General features: G+C 69.8%; 21 protein-coding genes. 9 read left to right on the top strand and 12 right to left on the bottom strand.

What is annotated here, in order from left to right; genetic code table 11:
* Positions 1 to 25: 25 nt before the first annotated feature.
* On the top strand, positions 26 to 700 hold the full coding sequence (locus tag ACFWF1_RS23485) for a nitroreductase family protein (RefSeq protein ID WP_379286589.1): 675 nt from the start codon (positions 26 to 28) through the stop codon (positions 698 to 700).
* Here ACFWF1_RS23485 and ACFWF1_RS23480 read toward each other — a convergent pair.
* Positions 697 to 942 carry a DUF3017 domain-containing protein gene (locus ACFWF1_RS23480; protein ID WP_223885296.1) on the bottom strand — a complete coding sequence of 82 codons (246 nt, stop codon included), beginning with the start codon at positions 940 to 942 and terminating at the stop codon, positions 697 to 699. The two genes, ACFWF1_RS23485 and ACFWF1_RS23480, sit on opposite strands and share 4 nt — an antisense overlap.
* A 234-nt stretch (positions 943 to 1176) precedes the next feature.
* Between ACFWF1_RS23480 and ACFWF1_RS23475 the strand changes: the two genes are divergently transcribed.
* Both ACFWF1_RS23475 and ACFWF1_RS23470 read left to right on the top strand, forming a co-directional pair.
* Positions 1177 to 1722: a carboxymuconolactone decarboxylase family protein gene (locus tag ACFWF1_RS23475; RefSeq protein ID WP_379286591.1), complete on the top strand. Its 546-nt coding sequence runs from the start codon at positions 1177 to 1179 to the stop codon at positions 1720 to 1722.
* 42 nt (positions 1723 to 1764) lie between these two features.
* Positions 1765 to 2229 (top strand): tRNA (cytidine(34)-2'-O)-methyltransferase, encoded by a 465-nt coding sequence (locus ACFWF1_RS23470; protein WP_379286592.1) that lies wholly within the window; start codon positions 1765 to 1767, stop codon positions 2227 to 2229.
* Positions 2230 to 2339: 110 nt separating this feature from the next.
* On the opposite strand, the gene ACFWF1_RS23465 is transcribed toward ACFWF1_RS23470, so the two are convergent.
* The 3 genes from ACFWF1_RS23465 to ACFWF1_RS23455 all read right to left on the bottom strand — a co-directional run bounded on the left by ACFWF1_RS23465 (position 2340) and on the right by ACFWF1_RS23455 (position 7386).
* Positions 2340 to 3368 carry a DUF4349 domain-containing protein gene (locus tag ACFWF1_RS23465; protein WP_379286594.1) on the bottom strand — a complete coding sequence of 343 codons (1029 nt, stop codon included), beginning with the start codon at positions 3366 to 3368 and terminating at the stop codon, positions 2340 to 2342.
* A gap of 88 nt (positions 3369 to 3456) precedes the next feature.
* Positions 3457 to 6909 carry an error-prone DNA polymerase gene (locus tag ACFWF1_RS23460; protein WP_379286595.1) on the bottom strand — a complete coding sequence of 1151 codons (3453 nt, stop codon included), beginning with the start codon at positions 6907 to 6909 and terminating at the stop codon, positions 3457 to 3459.
* Between the two features lie 21 nt (positions 6910 to 6930).
* Positions 6931 to 7386 (bottom strand): hypothetical protein, encoded by a 456-nt coding sequence (locus ACFWF1_RS23455; protein ID WP_357386441.1) that lies wholly within the window; start codon positions 7384 to 7386, stop codon positions 6931 to 6933.
* 155 nt (positions 7387 to 7541) lie between these two features.
* On the opposite strand from ACFWF1_RS23455, the gene ACFWF1_RS23450 reads away from it, so the two are divergent.
* Positions 7542 to 8525: an SDR family NAD(P)-dependent oxidoreductase gene (locus tag ACFWF1_RS23450; protein WP_379286597.1), complete on the top strand. Its 984-nt coding sequence runs from the start codon at positions 7542 to 7544 to the stop codon at positions 8523 to 8525.
* A 33-nt stretch (positions 8526 to 8558) separates the two neighbouring features.
* Here ACFWF1_RS23450 and ACFWF1_RS23445 read toward each other — a convergent pair whose 3' ends face one another.
* Together ACFWF1_RS23445 and ACFWF1_RS23440 are read right to left on the bottom strand one after the other, a co-directional pair.
* Positions 8559 to 9455, bottom strand: a complete 897-nt coding sequence (locus ACFWF1_RS23445; protein WP_379286626.1) for a sucrase ferredoxin — start codon at positions 9453 to 9455, stop codon at positions 8559 to 8561.
* A gap of 20 nt (positions 9456 to 9475) precedes the next feature.
* Positions 9476 to 10231: an alpha/beta fold hydrolase gene (locus ACFWF1_RS23440; RefSeq protein ID WP_379286599.1), complete on the bottom strand. Its 756-nt coding sequence runs from the start codon at positions 10229 to 10231 to the stop codon at positions 9476 to 9478.
* A 180-nt stretch (positions 10232 to 10411) separates the two neighbouring features.
* On the opposite strand from ACFWF1_RS23440, the gene ACFWF1_RS23435 reads away from it, so the two are divergent.
* Positions 10412 to 11116, top strand: coding sequence for a class I SAM-dependent DNA methyltransferase (locus ACFWF1_RS23435; RefSeq protein WP_379286601.1), 705 nt, complete (start codon positions 10412 to 10414; stop codon positions 11114 to 11116).
* On the opposite strand, the gene ACFWF1_RS23430 is transcribed toward ACFWF1_RS23435, so the two are convergent.
* Together ACFWF1_RS23430 and ACFWF1_RS23425 are read right to left on the bottom strand one after the other, a co-directional pair.
* Positions 11107 to 12711 carry a DNA polymerase Y family protein gene (locus ACFWF1_RS23430; RefSeq protein ID WP_379322214.1) on the bottom strand — a complete coding sequence of 535 codons (1605 nt, stop codon included), beginning with the start codon at positions 12709 to 12711 and terminating at the stop codon, positions 11107 to 11109. The genes ACFWF1_RS23435 and ACFWF1_RS23430 overlap by 10 nt on opposite strands.
* A 121-nt stretch (positions 12712 to 12832) precedes the next feature.
* Positions 12833 to 13621: a hypothetical protein gene (locus tag ACFWF1_RS23425; protein ID WP_379292062.1), complete on the bottom strand. Its 789-nt coding sequence runs from the start codon at positions 13619 to 13621 to the stop codon at positions 12833 to 12835.
* A 391-nt stretch (positions 13622 to 14012) separates the two neighbouring features.
* Here ACFWF1_RS23425 and ACFWF1_RS23420 point away from each other — a divergent pair, with 391 nt between their 5' ends.
* Positions 14013 to 15134 (top strand): serine/threonine-protein kinase, encoded by a 1122-nt coding sequence (locus tag ACFWF1_RS23420; RefSeq protein ID WP_379292061.1) that lies wholly within the window; start codon positions 14013 to 14015, stop codon positions 15132 to 15134.
* 28 nt (positions 15135 to 15162) lie between these two features.
* Here ACFWF1_RS23420 and ACFWF1_RS23415 read toward each other — a convergent pair whose 3' ends face one another.
* Both ACFWF1_RS23415 and ACFWF1_RS23410 read right to left on the bottom strand, forming a co-directional pair.
* Entirely contained in the window at positions 15163 to 15798 is a 636-nt protein-coding gene (locus ACFWF1_RS23415) for a response regulator transcription factor (RefSeq protein WP_357386842.1), read from the bottom strand.
* Between the two features lie 142 nt (positions 15799 to 15940).
* Complete coding sequence (locus tag ACFWF1_RS23410; protein WP_379292060.1) at positions 15941 to 17320, bottom strand: PspC domain-containing protein; 1380 nt, start codon at positions 17318 to 17320, stop codon at positions 15941 to 15943.
* A gap of 157 nt (positions 17321 to 17477) precedes the next feature.
* Between ACFWF1_RS23410 and ACFWF1_RS23405 the strand changes: the two genes are divergently transcribed.
* Together ACFWF1_RS23405 and ACFWF1_RS23400 are read left to right on the top strand one after the other, a co-directional pair.
* Entirely contained in the window at positions 17478 to 19091 is a 1614-nt protein-coding gene (locus tag ACFWF1_RS23405) for a PspC domain-containing protein (RefSeq protein WP_379292059.1), read from the top strand.
* Positions 19084 to 19296 (top strand): hypothetical protein, encoded by a 213-nt coding sequence (locus ACFWF1_RS23400; RefSeq protein WP_379292058.1) that lies wholly within the window; start codon positions 19084 to 19086, stop codon positions 19294 to 19296. The genes ACFWF1_RS23405 and ACFWF1_RS23400 overlap by 8 nt, the downstream gene beginning before the upstream one ends.
* Before the next feature lie 64 nt (positions 19297 to 19360).
* Here the strand turns inward: ACFWF1_RS23400 and guaA are convergent, their stop codons facing one another.
* Positions 19361 to 20962 carry a glutamine-hydrolyzing GMP synthase gene (gene guaA / locus ACFWF1_RS23395; protein ID WP_379292057.1) on the bottom strand — a complete coding sequence of 534 codons (1602 nt, stop codon included), beginning with the start codon at positions 20960 to 20962 and terminating at the stop codon, positions 19361 to 19363.
* 135 nt (positions 20963 to 21097) lie between these two features.
* On the opposite strand from guaA, the gene ACFWF1_RS23390 reads away from it, so the two are divergent.
* Positions 21098 to 21898, top strand: a complete 801-nt coding sequence (locus ACFWF1_RS23390; protein WP_379292056.1) for an alpha/beta fold hydrolase — start codon at positions 21098 to 21100, stop codon at positions 21896 to 21898.
* 3 nt (positions 21899 to 21901) lie between these two features.
* Here the strand turns inward: ACFWF1_RS23390 and ACFWF1_RS23385 are convergent, their stop codons facing one another.
* Positions 21902 to 23056, bottom strand: a complete 1155-nt coding sequence (locus ACFWF1_RS23385; protein WP_379292055.1) for a GuaB3 family IMP dehydrogenase-related protein — start codon at positions 23054 to 23056, stop codon at positions 21902 to 21904.
* Between the last annotated feature and the right edge of the window lie 151 nt (positions 23057 to 23207).

The following is a 23207-nucleotide window of genomic DNA, read 5'->3' as shown; positions in this document are numbered from 1 at the left end:
GTGTCACTCTCCGATAGTAAGAATTATGGAAATACAGACACTTTCGGTTCCCGCCGCGATCCGCGCCCGCCGCACCACACGCCACTTTCAGCCCGCATCCATCGCGCCGGAGCTGATCGATGAACTGCTGGATCTTGCGGTGCAGGCGCCGAGCGCATGGAACATGCAGGACCGCTCGATCGTCGTGGTGACCAGCGAAGCCGGGCGGCAGGCGTTGTCGGAGGCCGCGTTCGGCCAGCCGCAGCCGCTGGAGGCACCGGTCGTCCTGGTCTTCGTCGCCGATCCGACGGCCTGGCAGGACGGCAATGCCGACATCGCCGAACTGGCGGGCCGCAACGGCGCGTGGAACGCCGAGTTCACCGCGATGTTCAACTCGCGCAGCGAGTTCCACGCGCTGCGGGAACGCGGGCTGCTGCGCGAGAACGCCGTGAAGAACGCGATGATCGCGGCCACCTACGTCATGCTCGCCGCCACCAGCCTCGGCCTGGCCTCGGCCCCGATGAACGGCTGGGACCCCGACCTGGTCAAGCAGGCCATCGGCATCGGCGACCGCGACGAGTTGGCCATCGCGGTGCTGGTCGCAGTCGGTTACAGCGATACCACCCCACCGCACCCGGGTCGCCGTCCCCGCGAGCGGGCGGCATTCACGGAGCAGTACGCGGCAGACCCCTTGCGCGCCAACGGTTACCGGGCGGGCTAACCGACGCCGAGGGTGTTGATGGTGGCGGCGATGAAGACGATGGCGGAGCCGAGCAGGGTCAGCGCGCCGACGTCGAAGGGCTTGCTGCGCACGGCGAGCAAGCCCACCCGCGCGGTCGGCAGGCACAGGCGGAACGCCGCGGCGAGCAAGGTCGCGCCGCCGAAGAACAGCGCGCCGCGGCGCCACCGATCCTGGGCCACGAACACGATCGCCACCGCGATGACCAGCGTCACGACGACCATCGGCAGGTGGCAGCGCAGGAACTGGGCGCCCAGGTTGCTGCCTGCCCGCTGGTCCGCGGTGGTCGTGTCGGCATCGGTCACCCCCCGATTCTTACAGACTCCCCCGCGCCGCGCCGTCGACAGGCTCACTCGGCGGCGGCCGCCTGTCGCGCAAGGGTTTCGACATCCAAAGCTCTACTACAGAACGTAGTTTGAAGGTAGAGTCGAATGATCCGATTCAGGAGGGTGGGGTAGATGAGAGCCTTGACACGGATCCGGCACTACTTGAAGGCAATGCGGAAAGCGAAGCGGAACCGGCCCGATCTGGCCGGTTGGCTGCTGCGCCGACCACAAATCTTGTTCAGCACCATGGTGTTCGAGTCGGCGCTGCTGTTCGCCAACCGACTGGACCCGAAGCTCAAAGAGCTGGCCGAGCTGAAGACCGCGGGGCTGGTGAACTGCGAGTTCTGCCTGGACATCGGCTCCGCGCTGGCCCAGTCCGCCGGCCTCACCGAGCAACAACTCACCGACCTGCCGCGCTACCGGACCAGCGACGCCTACACCGACCTGGAAAAGCTCGTCATCGCCTTCGCCGAGGCGATGACCGCCACCCCCGCCGTCGACCTCGGCGACCTGCGCGCCACCCTGCTGACGCACCTGTCGAAAGCCCAGCTCGCCGAACTCGCCGCCGCCATCGCCTGGGAAAACCAGCGCGCCCGCCTCAACCAGGGCCTCGGCGTGCGCCCGACCGGCATGGCCGAGGGCGGGATGTGCGCACTGCCGGAACGCCCGGCGAACTAGGTCGGCGCGGCGGCCGGTTCGGCGCCTGATTGACTGTCTGCCGTGTTCCGACTGATGTTTCATGAGCCCGCGATCCCCGGAAATACCGGCAATGCGATACGCCTGGTCGCGGGAACCGGGTGTGAGCTGCATTTGGTCGAACCGCTGGGGTTCGATCTTTCGGAGGCGAAGCTGCGGCGGGCCGGGTTGGATTACCACGATCTGGCGTCGGTGACGGTGCACAAGGATCTGGCGACGGCGTGGGAGTCGGTGCGGCCGGAGCGGGTTTTCGCGTTCACCACACACGCGACGACGCACTACACCGAGGTGGACTACCGCGAAGGTGATGTGCTGCTGTTCGGTACCGAGCCGACCGGGCTACCCGCAGCGGTGCTCGACGATCCACATGTCACCGGCCAGCTGCGCATCCCGATGCTGCCCGGCCGCCGGTCGATGAACCTGTCCAACGCGGCGGCAGTCGCGACCTACGAAGCCTGGCGCCAGATCGGCTTTCCCGGCGGGGTGTGAGCAGGCTTGCCGCGCAAGCCGTAAGTTGTACGGCTTCAGCGCTGTCCATCAACCGCACGAAAATCTCGGCGTGCCCGCCCTCGATCGCCGGGCACGCCGAGCTTCTGTGCTCAGGACTCCGATTCTGCCGAACTCCCTGCGCCCGAGGGGCTTCCGGTGCTCGCCGAGTTTCCAGCGCCGGCCGAGCTCTCGGCGCCCGCCGCGGCCGTCGAGCCACTCGCGGCCACCGGACTCGGTGTCGGACCGGCTGCGCCACTCTTCTTGCGCCGCAACACCGTCCGCACCACGCCCCAGATCACGGCGGCCAGCACCACCAGGAAGCCGAGCCACGGCAGCGCCTTACCGGTGAACACGACCGCGTCCTTCAGCCAATCCACCAGCGAGTGCCAGCCCGTGACGATGCCCTCCCAGAAGTTGTCCGCGCGATCCTCCTGGGCCTTGGTGGTCGCGGTGGTGATGTCGATGTTGAGCGTGGACAGCGCGACCTCGTCGTCGAGGTGCCGCTTCTGCGCGGTCAGGCTGTCGAGTTCGCCCTGACGGCTGGACAGCGCCTGCTCGGCGTTGATCAGGTCGGCGGTGTTGGTCGCGCCGGCGATGAGCCCGCGCAGCCGGTCGACGGAGGCCTGCAGCGCCTTGATCTTGGCGTCCAGATCTTCCCACTGCATGGTCACGTCGTCGCGGTTGGTGTGCACCCGGGTGACCTTGCCGAGGCCGCCGAGTCCGTCGATGAACGTGTCGGTCTTGTCCGCGGGGATCCGGATGGTGAGTGTGGCGCTGGGATCGGCGTCGTCGGTGCCGGGCTGTTCGGTCCGGCTGTCGATCCGGCCGCCGACCTCGCGCACCCGGTCGGCGATCTTGCTCGCCGTGTCGATCGGTTTGCCCGCGGTCATCTCGACGCTGCCGGTGACGACTTCCTTACGCGTGGTGACCGTTTCGCCACCGGCGTTGTTGTCTTTACGCGCGGGCCCCTGGTCGCGCAGCGCCGGTGGCGCCGACGCGGGGGCGGGTTCCACGGTGGCGTAACTCTCCGGCCGGCCGGATGGCGGCGGGACTCTCTTCGCGTTGTCGGTGTCACTGCCGCAGCCGACGAGCAACGTCAGACCGAGCAGACCGATGCACAGCACAGCAAGCTTCCGCATAATTCGCACAGTAGCCGCTCTGGCTGCGCAAATAGCCGGACGTAACCGTTCTCTAGAGCCCTTCTAACCCTTTTCTAAAAGTGGCGGATCAGCGGAAGTCGCGCGACTTCGAGTCGACGCGCAGGTCCATCCGCTGCAGGTGTTCGGCGACGACGCTGACCGCGCCCTCGGCGTTCTGCACGCGACCGCGGATGAGCAAGGCGGGAGCGCTCTGCGCCAGGCGGCGGAAGCGGGCCCACAGACCGACCGAGCAGACGACGTTCACCATGCCGGTCTCGTCTTCCAGATTGAGAAAGGTGACGCCCGCGGCGGTGGCGGGGCGTTGGCGGTGGGTTACCGCGCCGCCGACGAGAACTCGCGATCCGTCGCGGACGGCAAGCAAGCCCGCGGCGGGAATAACGCCGAGGGCGTCGAGCTGTGGGCGCAGGAATTCGGTGGGGTAGCTGCCCGGTGAGACGCCGGTGGCCCAGACGTCGGCGGCGGCCAGTTCGAGGTCGCTCATGCCGGGCAGCACGGGGGCGGTGGTGGCGGCGCCGGTGCCGGGCAGCCGATCCGGGCGTTCGCCCGCGGCGGCGCCCGCGGCCCACAGTGCGGCCCGGCGGGTGCTGCCGAGACCGCCGAGCGCGCCCGCGGTGGCGAGCGATTCCGCTTGCACGACAGTGAGTTCCACGCGTCCGGTCAAGTCGAGGAAGGAGGTGTATGGCCCCTGATCCCGTACGGCGACGATCTTTTCGGCGAGGTCGGCACCGATGTGCCGGATCGAGGCCAGGCCGAGGCGCACCTGGGTGCCGTCGTGTTCGAGGGTGGGTTCGGCACGGCTGGCGTTGATGTCGGGGCCGTGCACCAGGACTCCGTGCCTGCGCGCGTCGGCGACCAGGGATTGCGGGGAGTAGAAGCCCATCGGTTGCGCGCGCAGCAGACCGGCGCAGAAGGCGGCGGGATGGTGCAGCTTGAACCACGACGAATAGAACACGATCGAGGCGAAGCTCTGCGAATGGCTTTCCGGGAAGCCGAAATTCGCGAAGGCGTAGAGCTTCTCGTAGATGCGGTCGGCGGTCTCGCCGGTGATGCCGTGCAGGTCGCGCATGCCTTGGTAGAGGCGTTCCTTGAGCCCCTCCATGCGTTCCGGCGAGCGCTTGGAACCCATCGCGCGGCGCAGCTGGTCGGCCTCGGCGGCGGTGAAGCCCGCGACGTCGACGGCCATCTGCATGAGCTGCTCCTGGAACAGCGGGACGCCGAGCGTGCGGGACAGCGAATTCTCCAGTGCCGGATGGTCATAGGCCACCTCCTCGTCGCCGTTGCGCCGCCGGATGTAGGGATGCACCGAACCGCCCTGGATCGGGCCCGGCCGGATCAATGCCACCTCCACCACCAGGTCGTAGAATTCGCGCGGCTTCAGCCGGGGCAGCGTGGCCATCTGCGCGCGCGACTCCACCTGGAAGACGCCCACCGAGTCGGCGCGGCACAGCATTTCGTAGACGGCGGCTTCCTTCAGGTCGAGCTTGTGCAGCTCGACGATCACGCCGGTGTGCTCGCGCACCAGGTCGATCATGTAGTGCAACGCGGAGAGCATGCCGAGCCCGAGCAGGTCGAACTTCACCAAATCGATGGCGGCACAATCGTCCTTGTCCCACTGCAGCACGCTGCGGCCGGGCATGCGCGCCCATTCCACCGGGCAGACGTCGGCGATGGGGCGGTCGCAGATCACCATGCCGCCGGAGTGGATGCCGAGATGCCTTGGCAGGCCTTCTATTTCGGATGCCAGCTGCAGCACCTCAGTGGGAATGTCGGTATCGTCCTCGGAGCCGACTCCGGTCCATCGGCTCACCTGTTTGCTCCAAGCGTCCTGCTGTCCCGGCGAAAAGCCCAGTGCGCGTGCGGCATCGCGGACCGCGGACTTGCCGCGATAGGTGATCACATTGGCCACCTGGGCGGCGTACGCGCGGCCGTACTTGCGGTAGACGTGCTGGATGGCCTCCTCACGGCGGTCGGATTCGATGTCGACATCGATATCGGGTGGTCCGTCGCGCTCCGGCGAGAGGAAGCGTTCGAACAGCAGGTTGTTGGTGACCGGGTCGACATTGGTGATGCCGATCGCGTAGCAGACGGCCGAGTTCGCCGCCGAACCCCGGCCCTGGCAGAGGATGTCGTTGTCCCGGCAGAAGGTGACGATGTCGTGCACCACCAGGAAGTAGCCGGGGAATTCCAGCTTGTCGATCACCGCGAGCTCGTGCTCGATCTGCCGGTACGCCTGCGGGTTTCGCTCCGGCGGTCCGTAGCGGGCCGCGGCACCCTTGAGGGTGAGTGCACGCAGCCAAGACTTCTCGTCGTGTTCGGCGGGCACGTCGAACGGCGGCAGCTTCGGCGCGATCAGCTTCAGGTCGAAGGCGCATTCGCGGGCCAGCTCAGCCGCGTTGGCCACCGCCTGCGGGCAGTCGGCGAACAGCCACGCCATCTCCGCGCCGGAACGCAGGTGCGCGCCGCCGGCCGGGGCCAGCCAGCCGGCGATCTCGTCCAAACTCTGCCTGGCCCTGATCGCCGCGAGCGCCATGGCGCGGCGGCGCTGGCCCGGCGCGGCGAAATGTGCTCCGGTAGTGGCGAGTACGGGGAGGCCGAGGCGGTCGGCCAGGGCGATGAGGTGAGCGTTGCGCTCGTCGTCCTCCGGGATACCGTGGTGGGTGAGTTCCACGCTCACCCGGTCGGTGCCGAACCGCTCCGTCAGATCGCGCAGCGCGGCCTCGGACCGCACGAGACGGCTACTGCCCGAACGTAAATCATCCGCGAGGGCCTGCCGCAGGTGGCCTTTCCGGCAGCCGGTGAGGATCTGCCACTGTCCCGCGGCGGCCGCGGTGAGCGCGTCGAGGTCGTAGCGGAGGATGCCCTTCTCCCCCGCTGCCATGTGGGCGGCCGCGATCTCCCTGGATAGTCGGCGGTAGCCCTCCTGACCGCGGGCCAGCACCAGCAGGTGCGGTCCGGCGGGATCAGGTGCGCCGGTACGCGGCATGGAATCCGGTGCGTCGACGTGCCCGCGTGCCACAGTCGAATCACCAAGCTGCTCAATGGATTCCGAATTACTGACCCGCGAACCACGGGGGCGCCGCTCGGCTCCCCTGCGTGCCCGCCCGTTGACCGGAGTTCCTTCGGCAGGCTGGGTGCCCAGCGACAACTCGGCCCCGAAGACCGTCGGCATCCCCCATTCCCTGGCCGCCTCCGCGAAACGCACGGTCCCGTAGAACCCGTCGTGATCGGTGAGCGCGATCGCTTCGAGGCCGAGTCGCACGGCCTCCTCCACCAGTTCCTCCGGCTGGCTCGCGCCGTCCAGGAAGCTGTAGGCCGAGTGCGCGTGCAGTTCGGCGTACGGCACCGTCGGCCCGCCGGCGGGCCGGACCGGCTCGGCCAGGTAGTCACCGCGCTTGCGCGACCAGGCCGGGCTGTCGCCGCCGTCGCCGGGGTACATCGCGTCCGGGTTGGTCCGGCCGGGCCGCCCCGACAGCACCCGCTCCAGTTCCGCCCAGGTAGGCGGCCCGTTGCTCCAGCCCACCGGGTCACCTCCTCGGACGGATCAGTTGGTCGGCAGCGGTGCGGTCGAGCCCTCGGCGAGTGCCGCGTCGACGTGATCGAGGCCGGCCCGGATCAGGGCGCCGTAGGCGTCGTTGGCGAGGACGTCGAGGTGGCCGCGGGCGATGGCCAGCTGCATCCGGGCGGCCTCGAAGTCGCCGACGCGCCGGTGGCTGTCGGCCAGATTGAGGTACAGCGATGGGAGGAAGCTGCGGAGTCCTTCGTCCAGCGGGATGCCGGGGCCGAACACCGCGGCCAGCGCCCGCCGATCCCAGAGCAGCGCGGCGGCAGCGGTGTCCTGTAGATCGGCGAGGTGATGCGCGATCACGCAGCGGTGCAAGGGATCACCGCCCTCACCGATCTCGTCCCACAACTTCTCCAGCGCCTGTCGCGCCGCCGCCTGGTCCCCACCACCGAGCCGCACCGCGGCAAAGATTTCCGCCATCCGATCGTCCGCCATGCGGTGAGTATCGCACATATGTTCGATCGATTTCGAGAGGTTGTTCCGCCCGTGTTCACCACCTCGACCCCAGCCCCGAAAAGTGACCAGTTCCACTTGGCGGGTAAACTTACTTGAGAGTAAGTTCATGCCAACCAATCTGCAAAGGAGCAGCGATGAGCGAAGCATCCGCTGACGCAGGCCTGCCCGAGACCCGGCGCGGCCGTCGCAGCCGCGACATCTCCGGTCGGCATGTCCTGATCACCGGCGCCTCCTCCGGCATCGGCAAGGCGGCGGCGATCGCCGTTGCGGGCAAGGGCGCCACCGTTTTCCTGCTCGCACGCCGCGCCGACGAGCTCGCGTCCGTGGTCGAGGAGATCAGGGCGGCCGGCGGCATCGCCTACGGATACCAGTGTGACGTCACCGATTCCGACTCGGTGGACCACGCCGTGAAGACCATTCTCGACGAGCACGGCCACGTCGACATGCTGGTGAACAACGCGGGCCGGTCCATCCGCCGCGCCATCCACCGCTCCACCGACCGGCTGCACGACTTCGAACGCACCATGGCGGTCAACTACTTCGGCGCGCTGCGCATGACGCTGGCCCTGTTGCCGCAGATGCGCGAGCGCAAGTTCGGTCACATCGTCAACATCAGCAGCGCGGGCGTGCAGGTGGCGACGCCACGCTTCGCCGCCTACCTGGCCAGCAAGGCGGCGCTGGACAAGTTCGCCGAGGTGGCCTCGGTCGAGACCATGGCCGACGGCGTCACCTTCACCACCATCCACATGCCGCTGGTGCGCACCCCGATGATCACCCCGAGCGGCGATCAGGGTCAGCCCGCCGAATCCCCCGAGTGGGCGGCCGCGACGATCGTGCGCGCGCTGACCGAACGCCCGAAACGCATCGACGTGCCGATCGGCACCTTCGCCGAGTACGGCGCCCTGCTCACCCCCAAGTTCCGCGATCGGATCCTGCACCGCTACTACCGGGCGCTGCCGGACTCCCCCGCCGCCAAGGGCGAGCTGGTGGAAGAAGCCGACGATGCGCCGGAAACCGTTGTCCCCCAGCGCGCGCCGCGCCCCCGCTCGGCGGCCCGGCGCGTCACCGGCACCGCGCTGCGCCGCGCTGCCCGCTGGGTACCGGGGACGCACTGGTAGGCACGAACGCGAGACATGGCGGCCTCGGCACGATCAGTCGGCGGGTAGCTGCTCGATCGTGTCGACCGCGAGGGCGGTTACGGGTTTGGCAGCGGCGTTGCAGCTGGCTTGCCGCGGCGGAAAGCCGATGGCGCGGGCGGTGACTCGCCAGCGGCGGCCGTCGCGGTGGGTGACCAGGGCGGCGCCGGCCGAGGTGGGGTCGGCCGAGGCCGAGCCGGGGTCGGGAGCGACCGTGAGATCGTCGATGGCGGCGGAAATCTGTTCGCGCACAGCGACTTCCGCGAGCTGCTCCAGCGGCGGATAGCAGCTGCGGCCACGCAGGCCGCGCAGCGAGACCTGGCCGCGGCGGGCGGCCTCGACCATCTCCTCGGCGGCCGCGACATCGAGCCGGCCGTAGGTGAGCCCGGCGGGCAGCAGCACCAGGGCGGGCGCGAAGCGGTGACCGCCGGTGTGCGAGCACTCCCACACCTGCCCAGGATATTTCGTCGCGAGCTCGGCGGCGATCGGGCGGCCGAGCAGCGCGCAGCACTGGTCGCGTTTTCCGTGCGCGCACACCAGCACCAGCGGATCATGCACGGGCACACCGATTCCCGGCGCCGGGCCGTGCACCAGATGCAGGTCGATATCGAGCAGCTGCTTCAGATCGGTGATCTCGAGGCGTTCACACCAGGAGCCCTCGGGTCGCGAGCTGGCGAGCAAAACCGTTCGGGTGCCGGTGAATTCGTTGCGGCCAGGGCGACGGATCAGGGTCGGGCGCACGTGCGCGGCGGCAGTGCGGGCCGCCAGCTCGGGGGTGAGCTCGGCGCCGAGTACCTCGTCGCCGATCACATCGCGGCCCCACGCGCCGGGGTGCTCGACACACAACCAGCCGGTCACCTCGGTAGCGGTGCCCGGCAACGGCGTCCCCGTCGCGGCGGCGGAACAGAGCATCCCCTCGAATCCGGTGTTCTTCACGCCGCGAGGAACGGATGTACGGCGGCCGCGAACTCGCGATAGCGGTCGCGGTGGATGCTGTGGCCGCTGGAAAAGGCGGTGACCGTGCAGTCGGGAATCGCGGCGCGCATGAGCGCCAGTTTCGCCGGATCGACCATGCCGCCTGGACCACCGCGCAGCACGAGTGTCCGCGCGGTGATGTCGGACAGCCGGTCCCACCACTCCGGGTTCGGCTTGCGGAACTGTTCCAGCGCGGTCCTGGTCATGGACCGGTCGAAGGCGAGCACCGCGCGCGGATGCCTGGCCAGGCTGCTCGTCGCGTGCCAGAGTTCCGGCACGGTCGGGAAGCGGCGGGTCAGCCGCAGCTCCTCGGCGCCGGACTGCAACGGCAGCGGGCACTCCTCGATGACGAGGCGGCGCACCAGCCGCGGCCGCTCCTGCGCGACGCGGGAGACCGCGTAGCCGCCCAGCGAATGGCCGACCATATCGACCGTGGACAGTTCCAGCCGGTCGCACAGTTTCCGCACATCGGCGCCGAATTCGTCGAAGCGGTAAGAATCGGTGTGTGAGCTGCGGCCGTGGCCGCGCAGATCGGGGATGATGACCCGGCGTCCCGCCTGCACCAGTTCGCGCGCGAATCGGTCCCAGGTGTGCCCGTCCCCGCCCATGCCGTGCACCAGGAGCACGGGCACGTCGGAACCCGCGGTCGCCCCCGAATCCCGGTAGGCGATCCGCACGTCACCGAGGTCGAGTCTGGTCACCGTGAGATCCACGATCTTCGAGAGTACTTGGCTTGTCAGTTACCGGCCCGGGACTTGTTGTACGGATCACGTGAGCCGGGTGCCACATCGCGGGGCCCGCTGCCTGCGCGGACTGCGGAAGCCGCACACGGTATCGCGGGTGCCCGGGAAAAATATCTCGCGAATCCCGTTGTGCCGCGAAATACTCCGCGCATGCCGTCATTCGCGGACTACGACCGCCGAAACTATCCCACCGTCGATGTCGCCACCGGATACGACGGATGGGCGCCGACGTACGAGCAGACCGTCATGGACGAGATGGATCTGGCGCTGCTGGCCCGGCTGCGGCGCCCGGAGTGGCCGCGGCTGCGGAAAGCCGCCGATCTGGGGTGCGGGACCGGGCGGACCGGGGCGTGGCTGCGTGCGCAGGGCGTTCCGCATATCGACGGGATCGATGTGAGTGCGGGGATGCTGGCGCGGGCGCGGGAACGCGGGGCCCACACCACGCTCACCCAGGCGGATGTGCGCGACACCGGGCTGCCGGTCGGGGCCTACGACCTGGTGATCGCCTCGTTGATCGACGAGCACCTGCCCGAACTGGCACCGTTCTATGCCGAGGCGTGGCGGCTGGCCGCGCCCGGCGCGCGGTGTGTCCTGGTCAGCTTCCATCCGCAGTTCATGATGACGACCGGGATGCCGACGCACTACACGCCACGGGGCGGCGAGCCGGTGGCGATCAGCACGAACCTGCACCTGCTCAGCGAGCACGTGACGGCGGCGCTGGACGCGGGCTGGGTGCTCACCGAACTCGTCGAGACGCTGATCGACGACACCTGGCTCACCGCCAAGCCGAAATGGAAAGAGCTGCGCGGACAACCGTTCACGATGGCGACGGTGTGGTCGCGGCCTCAGTCGTAAAGTCCTTCCGCACGCCAGATTTCGTCGTGATAGACGAGCAGTAGCACCCGGACGTCGGACGGTTCGCCGTCGAGCTGGACCTGCGCGCGAGCAGTGAAAGTTGTTGGAGTGCCGTTGTTCTCGGACGATTCCGGCGCCCACCACCGTTCGTCCACCGGCCACGGTCCGGCCCATCCGGTCAGCCGCCACTGCCTGCTGCCCCAGTGCAGGCGGGACGGGTCGGCGCTGAACAGGGCGCGCTCGGTGACCAGAATCGGGACGCCGTCGGCGGCTTCCAGCCGCACCAGCGGCCGGTTGAGCAGCAGCAAGGCGGGGGCCGGTTCGGGCAGCCTGCCCGGCCACGGCAAGGCCGGATCGGCGGCGGGGACGGGTTCGTCGCCCAGCGCGACCAGGGTGATCCGCTCGGCGGGCCCTCGACCGCCGCTGAGCACGCCGATCCGCACCGCCTCGCCGCCGAGCAGGCCCTGCACCCGGATCAGCGCGCGCCGGGCCCGTTCGTCCTGCTCGCCGACACCGCCCCACAGGCCGAGCTGCAGCGCGCCCGCCGCCACCACCTCGACCGGCTCCAGGCGCAGCCGGGTGACCGGCGCGGTGGGCCGGTCACGCCGGGTGAGCCAGCCGTCCAGCTGCCAGCGCACCCGGTCCGCGGTGCCGTCCGGGGTCAGCGGTTCGGCACACCGCCAGATGCGGGAAAGTTCCTCCCCCGCATCGGTTTCCGCGAAGATCGAGAGCCGGGTGCAGGCCAGCCCGGCGTTCGACAGCTCGGCGTGCAGCTCGGTGGCGAGCAGGCGACCCGCGAAGGCGGCCGCATCGACCCGCTCGATCGGCGGGTCGCAGCGGTACTCCACCGTCAGGTCCTTGGGTGGCGGCTGCGCGGAGGGCGGCCGCTCGGGTTGCGCCTGCGCGCAGCGGTGCGCGAGCACCGCATCGGCGCCGAACCGCGAGGCGACCTCGCCGGAGGTCAGTGCGGCGAAATCGCCGATCCGGCGTAAACCCAAGCGGTGCAACAGATCCACCAGGTCGGTGCGCTCCGGCGCGGCCAGGCTCGGCTCGGCCGCGAGCTCGCGCACCGGCATCGGCGCGAGAAACCGCGCCCCCGCCCCGGCGGGCACGATCGCGCCGCGCCGGGCGGCGATCACCGCCGTGGACAACTCGTCGGCGATGCCGATCTGCGCCTCGACTCCCGCGGCGGCGGCCGCGTCGACGAGCCGCTCGGCCGCCGCCTCTTCGGAACCGAAAAACCTTGCGGCGCCGCGGGCCCCGAGCACCAGCAGCCCCGGCCGCAGCACCTCGACCCCGGGCACCGTCGCGTCGACGGCGGCGACCACCGGCTCGAACAACCGCGCGTCCCGATCCGGATCCGCCTGCGCGAGAAACAGATCCGGGCACCGCGCCTGCGCCTCCCGCCGCTTCTGCCCGCGCCGCACCCCGTCGGCCCGTGCGATCGCCGAACACGCGATCACCCGATTGGCGAACAGCACCGCCACCGGCTGTGTCGCGGGCAACCGTGCCACCGCGGCGGCGGCCACCGCGGGCCAATCCGGACACCACAGCGCCAATACCCGCGCCGCCCCTTTCTCTCGGCTGGGCAGCATCACGGTGCCACACCACACATCCCGGCTCCGCCGCGAGCGGCCGAATCGAGTGCCGGCACCAGCTGCGGAGGAGCTGAACACAGTCCGCCCGGCGTGGGGGCGAGCGGTCGTAGCTCCGCCGTCACGAGACCGCCTCATTGGCATCGACCGGTATCGCGGTGCGCGTGGGTGTTTCATGCAGCGCCCATTCGACTCGGCCGGAGTTCGAGCGCAAGTCCAGCCGACCGCGGCGGGGCGGGCCGGCCTTGCCGCGTACTTCGACCTCGAGGCCGAGCGAGCGCAGGCGGCCGCGGCCGTGACCGAGGCCCGCGTAACCGGCGATGCGGGCGTCGAGGTGCAGGGCGGCGCCGGGCCAGCGGCCGTCGGTGACCACGAGGGTGGCGCCCTTGTTGCGGGCGCGGGCGGCGATCACCCGGGTGCGGGCGGGGGCGACGGCGGTGCCGCCGAGACCGAGCACAACCAGGTCGAGGCCGTCGAGCAACACGGCGGCCACCTCCACCGGGTCCGGGCCGGGGTCGGGAATCACGGCCAGCCGATCCAGCTGAGCGCCCATCTCCACCGCGGCGAGCAGGCCGAGCCGGGGCACCCCGACCACCGCCGCATGCCCGCCGTCCTCGGTCACCGCGGCGAGCAGGCCGGCGAGCAGCGAACGCGCGCCCGTGTAGGACACGACGGAACCCTTCGCCAGGCCACCGCCGGGCAACAGCCCAGCGAGCGCGGGCGGCACGGCCAGCGACTCCCGGCGCAGTTCGGCGTCGAGCGGGATGCGCTCGGCCGTCGCCTCACCGCGACCGGGTATCGCGGCCATTCTCCGGCGCAGCTCAGCCAGCGTCGGTGGGCTCTCCCGCTCTACCTCGCGCGGCCTTGCCCGCGGTTGTGCCCCCTCCTGCGGTTTCGCATCCGAACCCATCCCTACCACCTACTTCCCACGATGGACCCGAGGCGACGCGCACGGAACGACCCTCTGACGAGGGATCAGCACCGATTCAGCTATCGATTCTTATCGAATATACGTTCGATACCTGCTCAGTAGAAACCGACCCCCGGGTTCCGTCAAGGCCCCACCCCCGCCACCGCGATTTCGCAACGATGCCGTTGTCATCGCTGGTCGGTCGGTTGCGCAGCCGTTATCGCGGCGGCGAACCGGACAACCCGCTGTCACAGTGACGAACGCCGCCGACCGTGCCGACCACCGCGGCAGGCGCCGGCGGACAGATCGCCTACCGGACGAGGCATAGAAACGGCGGCCGTTCGTGTCAGCAAACCCCGTAGGCCACCCTGTTTTCCGCTACCCTCGCACCGTGACCGAACGCGCTCGTCCCATTGTCGGCCCCGACTATCTTGTCGCCGGCCGCTACCGGCTGCAGTCGAAGCTGGGTGGCGGTGGCATGGGCGCGGTCTGGCTCGCGCACGACCGGCTGCTCGACCGGGACGTCGCCATCAAGCAGGTCATCTCGACGGCCGGGCTGGATGAGGCCGAGGCCAACGAGATCCGCGCCCAGATCATGCACGAGGGCCGGGTCGCGGCCAAGCTCTCGCACGAGCACGCGATCGCCGTGTACGACGTGGTGCTGGAGGCGGGCGAGCCCTGGCTGGTGATGGAGCACCTGCCCTCACGCAACGTGGCCAAGGCGCTCGCGCTGGTCGACACGCTGCCGCCGATCGAGGTCGCGCAGATCGGCGCACAGGTCGCCGACGCGCTGGCGGCCGCGCACGCGGCGGGCATCACGCACCGCGACATCAAGCCGGGCAATATCCTTGTCGCCGACCGCGGTCCGATCGTCGGCATGGCCAAGCTCAGCGACTTCGGCATCTCACGCGGCGCGGGCGAGCACTCCGACGAACCCGACGGCGTGATCACCGGTACCCCCGCCTACCTGCCGCCGGAGGTGGCGCGCGGCGCGCAGCCCACCAAGGCCAGCGACGTATTCTCCCTCGGCGCAACGCTGTACACCGCGATCGAGGGGCAGCCGCCGTTCGGTCTCGACGAGGACAGCGATGTGCTGGTGCATCGCGCGGCCATGGCGCAGATCATTCCGCCGACCCGCAGCGGCATGCTCACCGAGGCGCTGCTGCACATGCTGGAACCGGCACCGCAGCGACGGCCGACGATGGCCGAGGCCAGGGACGAAATCCTCACCGCCGCCTTCGGTCCCGGCACCGGGCCCTACATTCTCGGCGCGCCGGTGCGCACCGAGGACGGCACGATTCCAGCCTGGGCGGCGCGGAATTCGGCGTCCGGCCTGCGCAGTCCGCATTCGACCCCGCTGCCCCGACCGCACCGCGCCCCGGCGGGCGCCGCGGCGGTGCCCGCGCCGCAGCGGACCAAGCTGCCGCAGGCGAGCAACGCGCCGCTGGCGATCGCGGTCGGCCTGCTGATCGGCCTGATCATCATCATCGCGATCATCATCGCGGTGATGTAAACCCCGGCCCGCCAACGCGGTTGCCGGTTCAGTCGATGCGGCGGTGGTGTGCCCAGCGGGTGAGCGCGTTGCGGTTGGACTGCTGGGTCTTGCGGAGCACGTTGGAGGCGTGGGTTTCCACGGTTTTCACCGAGATGAACAGGTTTTCGGCGATTTCGCGGTAGGTGTAGCCGCGGGCGAGCAGCCGCAGCACCTCGAGCTCACGCGGGGTCAGCGAATCCAGTTCCGGATCGAGCGGAGGCTCGGGCACCTGCGATTTCCCGGTGAACGAGTCGAGCACGAAACCGGCGAGCCGCGGGCTGAACACCGCGTCGCCGCCGGACACCCGGCGAATGCCGTCGGCCAGCTCGGCCCCCGAAATCGTCTTGGTCACATAGCCTCTGGCGCCCGCCCGGATCACCGCGATGACGTCCTCGGCGGCATCGGACACGCTCAGCGCCAGGCACACCGGTCCCGCTTCGATGCCCGCGAGCACCGCGACACCGCCACCGTCGGGCATGTGCACATCGAGCAGCACCACATCAGGATTCGTCGCTTTGATCCCGGCGATCGCCTCGGCTACCCCACCGGCCTCGCCGACCACCTCCATGTCGGTTTCCCTGCTCAACTCCGCTCGCACACCCGACCGGAACACTGCGTGATCATCAACGAGAAAGACCCGCACGGTCACCTGCTTCTCCTCAAACTGTCGGTGGACCGACCCACCCTGGCGCGCAGGCCGCCCATGGCACCGCCTGCACCCACATCGGTACCACATGTAGGTACGAGTCGACCCAACTCACTGAAAACACCGGTCGCGAAACCTGTCACGGCCCGGGATGCACCGGCTCCGGCACCTGCTCGGCATCGATGGTCGCCGCCGTCTCTTCCGAGCCCTGGTCGTCCTCGCCACCGGAATCGGTGCGCGGCATGGTGATTCGCACCTCGGTGCCGCGGCCGGGATTGGACAGGATCTCCACCTGGCCGCCGCGGCGTTCGATCCGGCCGCGGATGGATTTCGCCAGACCCTGCCGGTCCTGCGGTACCGCGGCGGTGTCGAAACCGGCGCCGCGGTCGCGCACGAAGATGCTCACCTGGTGCGACTCGGTCTCGGCGAACAGGTCGATCTCCGGCACCCCCGCATGCTTGGCGGCGTTGACCAGCGCCTCCCGGCTCGCGCCGAGCAGCGCGGTGAAGTGCTCCTTCGGCAGGCCGGCACCGGTCTCGCCGATGTCCATCGACACATCGCCGACGGTCACCGGGGTCACCTTCACGCCGTGCTGATCTTCCACCTCGCCCGCGATGGTGCGCAGCGCGGCGGCCAGGCTGGACTGCGCGGGACCGGAATCCTCGAACAACCACTTGCGCAGTTCCCGCTCCTGGCTGCGGGCCAGCCGCACCACCTCCTGCGGGTCCTCGGCCTGGCGCTGGATCAGGGCCAGCGTCTGCAGCACCGAATCGTGCAGGTGCGAGGCGATCTCCTCGCGTTCCTCGTTGCGGATGCGGGCGGAGCGTTCCGCGTTCAACGCCCGCATCATCCGCAACCACAGCGGCACCGTCAGCAGCCCGGCCCCGACCAGCGTGACGGCCACCGCGATCAACGCGGATCCGAGCGAGCTCAGATCGATCCTGGCCAGCACCACCACACCGAGCCCGGCCACGATCAGCGTGCCGCCCGCGACAATGCGCGCCCAGGTCACCACCGAGGGACGCGCGGGCAGGCCGAGCAACGAGCGCGGGCCGTCCGCGTCGTACTCCCGCCACACCAGCGCCGCGCCGATGGCGACCACGATGATAGGCGCGATCACATTCGCCGCGGTCCCGCTGAACAGCCAGGTCACCCCGACGGCGAGGCTGATGCCGAGCAGCGCGAGCCCGAGCGCCTGGCGGCGTTCGGAGCCGGACGCTTTCGCCACATCCGAGCCGCCCGGTGTGAAGATCCACAGCAGCCCATAGGTGACGATGCCCGCGCCGAACGCGGACAACAGCACGAAGGCCATCCGCACCTTGAACACGTCGACACCGAGGTGATCGGCGAGCCCGCCCGCCACCCCGCCGACGATCCGCCCACCCGAGCGCCGCGCCATTCGGGGCTGCGGCGGCTGTGCCGGGTGCAACACCGGCGCGGGTCCGAAACCGCGCCCGGCGTCGAACCCGCGCGCGGCATCGAACCCTCGGGCGTCGAACGAGGGGGCAGACGGGTACATGCTCTCGATAGTGGCACGTCCGGACGACAGCTAGCCATCAGGAATCCCCCTGATCTTCTGCTGTTCAGCGGATGATGGTCTGAGCGGGCAGCTCCAAAAGGATCAGGAGAATCTTCAGGGTTCTCCCCGATGTGTGGATGTGCTGGTCAGGCACAGGATGGGAACCATGACGAAAACGAGCTTCGGGGACCAGCTCCAGCAGATCTGGCGGACACGCCCGGCGCGGTTGCCTCGGCAGGGGCCGATCGCCGGCGTGGCGGCCGGGTTCGCGCAGCGCTACAACGTCGATCCGGTGCTGGTGCGGGTGGCGTTCGTGGTGTCCGCGATATTCGGTGGCTCCGGTGTCGTGCTCTATCTGCTGGCCTGGCTGCTGTTCAGCGCCGCCGGTGACGAGTCGTCCGCGGCGGAGTCGCTGGTCGGCAAGGGGCACAGTTCGCAGTCGCAGACCAAAACGATCGTGTTGATCGTCGCGCTGGCCATCGCGGTGAGCACGATGGGTCCGGTCGGCGTCGGCCTCGGCGGCTCCGGGCTGATCAGCATGGCCCTGATGCTGGCCGGCTGGTGGATGCTGCACCTGCGCAATCCGGAGCCGCCGCCGGGCACCACCAGCGAGTTCAGCGGGCTCATCGCGGACAGCGGCATCATGGCGACCGGCTACCCCGGCGCGGTCTTCCCGCAGGGCGCCCAGCGCACCGCAGGCGATATGTATGTGCCGCCGACCAGCATGTACACGCCGTACACGAAGTTGCCGGACGCCTACACCCCGGAGGCGCCGAGCGACACCGAAACCGTACCGCCGCACCGTGATTCCGGACCGAGCGACCACGCACAACACGTCGACTCGGAGACCGTCCTGCTGCGCAAGGATGCCGACAGTGCTGGAGCGCGACCCGAAAAGGGCGACGCACCAGGCGAATCCGCGGCCGACACCGCGCTGCTCGACAAGAACGACAACACCACCGAGGTGCTCGACACCCGAAGCGGCTCGACCACTTCCGATACGTCGGCCGCATCCGGCGACACCCCCTCGCTCAGCAAAGACTCGGCACCCGGCCGCACCTCCGCGCTGAAGCACCCGACCCCGGCCACCATCGGCCGCCCGACCCCGCCCTCCTGGGACCCGCTCGGCGTCGCTCCGCTCGCCTGGGATCTGCCCGAGCCGACCCCGGTCCGCACCGTCGTCGCCGCACCGCCGAAGCGCCCGCGCTCCCGGCTGACCCCGGTGATCATCGGCCTGGCCATCCTCGCCGCCGCCGGTGCGGGCGCGCTGGCCGCCTCGGGGGTCGAGTGGATGACGCCGGGCCGGATCGCGGCGGTGGCGCTGGCCGTGATCGGCCTCGGCCTGGTGCTCGGCGCGTTCCTGCGGCGCGGGTACGGCCTGCTGGTGCTGACCGCTCCGCTGGCCGGGTTCGTGCTGCTCGCCTCGGCGATCGGCCCGATCGACTTCAACCGCGGCGCGATGGGCGAGCACGTCTGGACACCGACCTCGGCAAGCCTGCTCGACTCGCACTACCGGGTGACGATGGGATCCGGCACGCTGGACCTGCGGCAGCTGAACCTGACCGAGAACCGCACCGTCGATGTCGACGTGCAGATGGGCGACTTCCAGATGTTTGTGCCCGCGGGCATGACGGTGCGCACCAAGTGCACCGCGACCATGGGTGATGCCAAGTGCGACAACGGCATCAGCGGGCCGAACACACCGGGCGCCCCCGTGCTCGACCTGAATATCAACGTCCGAGCCGGAAACGCGGAGGTCCACCGTGGCTGACAAGTCCACCGAAACCGAATCGCGCCGCGGCCCGTCCGCCTCGCTGCTCATCATCGGCCTGCTCGCGCTCGGCGTGAGCGCATGGGCCTTCGTCGGCCCCGAGTCGTGGCCCGCGTCCAGCGCGGTCCCGATCGGCTGGATCGTGGTGCTCGCCGCCATCGTCATCGGCATCGTGCTGGTGGTGTCCCCGCGCCGACACCGCTGATCGACCGGACAAAAAATGGCCCGTCCTGGAAAGGACGGGCCATTTGTGTTGCGCTAGTGGGGATTCACTCCCATTCGATGGTGCCCGGCGGCTTGCTGGTCACATCGAGCACGACCCGGTTGACCTCGGCCACCTCGTTGGTGATCCGGGTGGAGATCCGCTCGAGCACCTCGTAGGGCAGCCGGGTCCAGTCGGCGGTCATCGCGTCCTCGCTGGACACCGGGCGCAGCACGATCGGGTGACCGTAGGTGCGGCCGTCGCCCTGCACGCCGACGCTGCGCACATCCGCGAGCAGCACGACGGGGCACTGCCAGATCTGCTTGTCCAGCCCGGCCGCGGTGAGCTCCTCGCGCGCGATGGCGTCGGCCTGCCGCAGCGTGACGAGTCGATCCTCGGTGACCTCACCGACAATGCGGATGGCGAGACCGGGCCCGGGGAACGGCTGGCGGCCGACGATCTCCTCGGGCAGGCCGAGCTCGCGGCCGACCGCACGCACCTCGTCCTTGAACAGCAGGCGCAGCGGCTCGACCAACTCGAATTCCAGGTCGTCCGGCAGACCGCCGACGTTGTGGTGGCTCTTGATGTTCGCGGTGCCGCTGCCGCCGCCGGATTCGACGACGTCCGGGTAGAGAGTGCCCTGGACCAGGAACTCGACCTTCGGAGCGGAGCCTGCGGAGCGACCATCAGAAACAGTTGTCGCTTCGTTTTCCTGCTCGATGACAACCTCGGAGACCGCGTCCTCGAACGACCGGATGAACTCCCGGCCGATGATCTTGCGCTTCTCTTCCGGATCGGTGACGCCCTTCAGCTCACCGAGGAACTTGTCCACCGCGTCGACGGTCACCAGCTTGGCGCCGGTCGCGGCGACGAAATCCTGCTGCACCTGCTCGCGCTCCCCAGCCCGCAACAGGCCGTGGTCGACGAACACACAGGTCAGCCGGTCACCGATGGCGCGCTGCACCAGCGCGGCGGCGACCGCGGAGTCGACACCGCCGGACAGCCCGCAGATCGCGTGCCCGTCCCCGATCTGCTCGCGCACCGAGGTGATCAGCGAGTCGGCGATGTTGGCCGGGGTCCAGGTGGCGCGGATGCCGGCGATCTCGTGCAGGAACCGGCTGAGCACCTGCTGCCCGTGCGGGGAGTGCAGGACCTCCGGGTGGTACTGCACGCCGGCCAGGCGCCGGGCCGGGTTCTCGAACGCGGCGACCGGAGCCCCCGCGGAGGTGCCGGTGACCTCGAAGCCGGCGGGCGCGTCGGTGACCGCGTCGCCGTGGCTCATCCAGACCGGCTGAATGGTGGGCAGGCCGCCGTGCAGCACGCCACCGTCGACATTGAGCTCGGTGCGGCCGTATTCGCGGGTGCCGGTGTGCGAGACGGTGCCGCCGAGGGCCTGCGCCATCGCCTGGAAGCCGTAGCAGATGCCGAACACCGGGATGTCGAGATCGAACAGCCGCGCGTCCAATTGCGGTGCGCCGTCGGCATACACGCTGGACGGGCCGCCGGACAGGATTACCGCGAGCGGCTGCTTCTCGGCGATCTCCTCGACCGTGGTGGTGTGCGGGATCACCTCCGAGAACACACTCGACTCGCGGACCCGCCGGGCGATCAGCTGTGCGTATTGCGCGCCGAAGTCGACGACGAGGACCGGTCTCTGTGTATCTGCCACCAGCACAGTTTAGTGACGCGGCAACACGGGCGAACCATCGGCACAGCAGCTTCGCCATGCCCAGCTCCAGCAAGCAAAAAGGCGAGCCAGCAAATCGCACCACCCGCCCCCGTGCCGCTGGCTATTCTCGTGCTCGTGCCATTCGCCCGCGCGATCGACGCCGACATCCACTACGAGGACAGCGGCGGGAGCGGCCCGGTGGTGCTGCTAGCACATGAATTCTTCATGGATCGGACCATGTTCGCGGCTCAGATGGCCGCGCTGGCACCGGAATTCCGGATCGTCTCGTGGGACGCACGCGGCCACGGCCGCACCAGGGACGAGGGTCTGCCGTTCACCTATTGGACCGCCGCGCGCGACGCGCTGACCGTGCTCGACCACCTCGGCGCCGAACGCGCCGTAGTCGGCGGCACCGCGCAGGGCGGCTTCACCGCGCTGCGCACCGCGCTCATCGCGCCGGAACGGGTGTCGGCTTTGATCCTGATCAGCACCGAGGCCAACGGCCCGACCGCCGAGCAGTCCGACGCCACCCAGCAGTTTTTGGAGCAGTGGTACGACGACGGCTCGCGCGAGCAGGCGGTCAATCAGCTGGCGTCCTGGCTGATCGGCGACGACAAGTGGTACCGCACGATCTGGACCACCCGCTGGCTGCTGCGCGAGTGCCGCGGCATCGAGGTGGCGGCGGGCTGCCTGCTCAGCCGGGACTCGGTGCTGGAGCGGTTGTCCGAAATCACCTGTCCCGCCTTGGTGATTCACGCCACCGACAGCGGCATCCCGCCCGACCGGGCCAGGCAGCTGACGCAGGGACTCACCGCCGCCAGCTACGTCGAGATCGCGGGCGCCCGGCTCGCGGTCACCATGACGCACCCCGAACCGGTCAACATCGCCATGCGGCAGTTCCTGCGCGAACGGATCACCCCGTCACACGCACGGTAGAACTCACCCGCGGACGCTGAGCCCGACCTTCTGGAACTCCTTGAGGTCGGAGTAGCCGGCCTTCGCCATCGAACGGCGGAGGCCGCCAACCAGATTCAGCGAGCCGAACGGGTCGTCGGAGGGGCCGTAGAGGACCTGCTCCAGGCTGGGGCGCGCGGTGTCGCCGGTGCCCTCGTCCAGGTCCCACTCGACGCCGAGCAGCGAGCCGCGCGGCACCGAAGGGTGCGCGGCGGCGGACGGCCAGTACCAGCCGCGGCCGGGCGCCTCGGCGGACACCGCGAGCGGCACGCCGAGCATCGCGGCGTCCGCGCCACAGGCGATCGTCTTGGCGAGCTGGCCGGAGGTTTCCACGTCGCCGTCGGCGATGACGTGCACGTAGCGCCCGCCGGTCTCGTCGAGGTAGTCGCGGCGCGCGGCGGCGGCGTCGGCGATCGCGGTGGCCATCGGCACGCCGATGCCGAGCACCTCGCGGGTGGTGGTCGCACCCTGGAACGAGCCGTAGCCGACGATGACGCCCGCCGCACCGGTGCGCATCAGGTGCAGCGCGGTGCGGTGGTCGCTGACGCCACCCGCCACCACGGGCACGTCGAGTTCGGCGATGAAAGTCTTGAGGTTCAACGGCTCACCGTCGCCGACATGCTCGGCGGAGATGATGGTGCCGTGCACGACGAGCAGGTCGACGCCGGCCTGCACCAGCGCGGGAGTCAGCGCGCGAGCGTTCTGCGGGCTCACCCGCACCGCGACGGTCACCCCGGCCGCCTTGACCTGAGCGACGGCGGCGGCGAGCAGCTCGGGCTGCATCGGCGCGGCGTGCAGTTCCTGTAGCAGCGAGACGGCCCGCTCGTAGCCGCCCTTACCGACGAGCTCTAGCAGCTGGTCGATCTTCGCCGCGACATCGGCGTGCCTGGCCCACAGACCCTCGCCGTTGATGACGCCGAGCCCGCCGAGACGCCCGAGCTCGATGGCGAACTCCGGCGAGACCAGCGCGTCGGTCGGGTGCGTGAGGAACGGGATCTCGAAGCGGTAGGCGTCGAGCTGCCAGGACAGCGACACCTGCTTCGACGAGCGGGTCCGGCGCGAGGGAACGATGTCGATATCGTCCAGCTCATAGGTACGCCGGGCGGTCCGGCCCATGCCGATCTCGACCATGTCGCGCACGTCTGTACTCCTTGTCTAATTTGCAGCGCCTGCGGCACTGCGTGTTCGCGGCCCCTGGGTGTCGCGGGGGGCCCGGCGGGCGCCACGCGCCGCCCGGGCGCGGGGGTTGGGCCGACAGCGACCCGGCCCGGGGGGCCAGAGCCGGAGCCGA

This window comes from Nocardia sp. NPDC060255, assembly GCF_042727395.1.
Taxonomy (GTDB): domain Bacteria; phylum Actinomycetota; class Actinomycetes; order Mycobacteriales; family Mycobacteriaceae; genus Nocardia.
This window is presented reverse-complemented; position numbering and strand designations above follow the sequence as displayed.